This window comes from Rhodococcus sp. (in: high G+C Gram-positive bacteria), from assembly GCF_049286785.1.
Classification (GTDB): domain Bacteria; phylum Actinomycetota; class Actinomycetes; order Mycobacteriales; family Mycobacteriaceae; genus Rhodococcus_F.
Genome location: NZ_JBAQEO010000233.1, coordinates 1 through 1838, shown reverse-complemented (window position 1 = coordinate 1838; position 1838 = coordinate 1). Strand labels below are relative to the sequence as shown.

The following is a 1838-nucleotide window of genomic DNA, read 5'->3' as shown; positions in this document are numbered from 1 at the left end:
TGGAGTCGTTGACGGAATACACTGCTCCCCACAGTTTCGCGTACGAGTTGACCGAATTCACGAACATGCTGGGCCGTTTGGTGGGGAAGGTGCGCGGCGAGTGGACGATGACCCCCGACGGCACCGGTACGATCGTGCGCTGGACGTACTCGTTCTATCCGTTGCCGGGAAGGCGATTCGTCGTCTCCACCGTCCTCGCTCCCTTGTGGCGTCGATACGCCCGGAAGGCGCTACGACTGGCCGTGGGCATCGCCGAGCGGGGCTGATCGCGCCACCCACCGATGCCCATTCCGCGTCGGAGGACGAGAAGCGGCATCGAACCCGAGACGGCTACCTTCGCCAGAACAGGTGGTGGGTCACGCCACTCGGGCTGGGCACGACCTCGAGGTGGAACCGGTCGAGCAGCTCATCGGGTGATTCCCAGAGTCGCGCACCGGATCCGAGTTCCACCTGCGAGACCGCCACATGCATGGTGTCGACGAGGTCGGCGTCGAGAAACTGCCGGATCGTGGTGGCCCCGCCGCCGAGTCGGACGTCCTTACCCTGCGCCGCGTCCCGTGCCCGCTCGAGGACCGACGCAGGATCGGCGTCCACGAAGTGGAACGTTGTGTCGCCGAGGGTGAACGAGGGACGTGTGTGGTGGGTCATCACGTATACCGGGGTGTGGAACGGAGGCTCCTCGCCCCACCAACCGCGCCAGTCATGGTCCGGCCAGGGGCCGCGCTGCGGGCTGAATTTGTTGCGGCCCATGATCTCGGCGCCGATGTTGCGGGCGAAGTCTCGCGTGAAGTAGTCGTCGAGGCCGCGGCTTCCGCCCGGGTCTGTGCGCATGGGCCAGCTCGCCGTGGCACCAGCCCAGGCGAACATGTCGCCAGGGTCGGCATGACCGAACGGCCTCTCGAGGCTCTGGTGTTCACCGGCACCGAATCCGTCACGCGAGACGGTGAAGTTCTGGACTCTCAGCAGCTGATTCACTCGGCTCCTCCTGCGCTCTTGATGATGGTAAGACTGCGATGATGATAAGACTGTGATGATGGTTAGACTGCGCGGGCCGGACAGACTCATCGGCGAGGGCCGGCCAATTTTGGAGACCCGACCACACCGAGAGATGCCGGGAGGCATCTCCAGAGGTCCAGATAATGGTTCCTTGGCAGAGGACGCCGATGGCGACACCGCCAACTAGCTCTGTCCCGTCGTTCCCGCAAGCGGATCGTCTACTGACCTGCGTGGCGCCGACGATCCGCGGGCCAGGGACCACCCCGGAGCGGCCGGTCGGCGAGCGTGCGTTTCTCTATCGGGGCGTCGTGGATGCCGGTGGCGTCGCCTTCGGGTTGCACGTCCGCGGGCACGATGCCGTTACACGTAGATCTCGGCCGTCGGCGCGAGCGGCCACGTCAGCGTCGTAGGAGGTCACTTCCGCCTCCGGCGCGGCTCGGGTTCGCGTTCGGTTCCCGATCCGCTGAGCAGCTCACCGAGCGATTCCCCCACGCCCTCGAGGACACCTTTGGTCTTGGACTTCGTGCTGCCGCCGCCCTTCACATCGGAGACGAGGTCGGCCAGTCCCTTGGGTTCGCTGCCGATCTCCAGTCGGTTCACCGCCTCGGCGAAGCGCAGGTAGGTGTCGACGCTGGCGACCACGATGCGGGCGTCGATAGTGAGCAGTTCGATGCCGACCAGCGAGACCCGCACGTAGGCGTCGATGACCAGGCCCTTGTCCAAGATGGTGTCGACGACATCGGCCAGGCTGCTCGAACTCGGGCCGCCACTTCCTGCTGTGGTCATCGCTGCGCTCCTCGCTTTCGACTACCGGACGTTTTCGCCTGGGCGCTCCGCTTGCG

Annotated in this window: 3 protein-coding genes; 1 reads left to right on the top strand and 2 read right to left on the bottom strand. The window is 65.7% G+C overall.

Annotation, left to right across the window (positions count from 1 at the left end):
* Nucleotides 1-266 (top strand): SRPBCC family protein (locus tag WAW17_RS09550; protein WP_422332742.1); only part of this gene is annotated, 266 nt, incomplete at its 5' end.
* A 64-nt stretch (nucleotides 267-330) separates the two neighbouring features.
* Here the strand turns inward: WAW17_RS09550 and WAW17_RS09545 are convergent.
* Together WAW17_RS09545 and gvpJ are read right to left on the bottom strand one after the other, a co-directional pair.
* Complete coding sequence (locus WAW17_RS09545; RefSeq protein ID WP_422332741.1) at nucleotides 331-975, bottom strand: dihydrofolate reductase family protein; 645 nt, start codon at nucleotides 973-975, stop codon at nucleotides 331-333.
* A 435-nt stretch (nucleotides 976-1410) separates the two neighbouring features.
* Complete coding sequence (gene gvpJ, locus WAW17_RS09540; RefSeq protein ID WP_422332740.1) at nucleotides 1411-1782, bottom strand: gas vesicle protein GvpJ; 372 nt, start codon at nucleotides 1780-1782, stop codon at nucleotides 1411-1413.
* Nucleotides 1783-1838: the final 56 nt, after the last annotated feature.